Source organism: Pseudomonas sp. SIMBA_041 (genome assembly GCF_046535095.1).
In the GTDB taxonomy this organism is placed as follows: Bacteria; Pseudomonadota; Gammaproteobacteria; order Pseudomonadales; family Pseudomonadaceae; genus Aquipseudomonas; species Aquipseudomonas mucoides.
The window spans coordinates 1-236 of the sequence record NZ_JAWRXJ010000940.1; the positions used below are offsets into that span (position 1 = coordinate 1).

1 protein-coding gene is annotated in these 236 nt (G+C 44.1%); it reads left to right on the plus strand.

The window, feature by feature from the left end; genetic code table 11:
• The coding region (locus SB725_RS33905) for an enolase C-terminal domain-like protein (protein WP_410923785.1) at positions 1-236 on the plus strand (236 nt) is incomplete at both ends.

Here is a 236-nt window from a genome sequence, read left to right on the forward strand (position 1 = left end):
GCTATGAAAGGTATTAGTCTGTTGCAGGACGGCGGCGTTGATTTGATCGAGCAACCAGTATCGATGCGTAATAAATCAGCGTTAAAGCGTTTAGCTGAACACTTCGACGTGGCTATTATGGCTGATGAAGTTGTGCAAGATCCATATAATGCGTTTCAATTGGCAGCGGATCATTGTGCCGATGTCTTTGCTGTAAAAATCAATCAAGCTGGTGGATTAAAAGCCGCCTGCCTTAT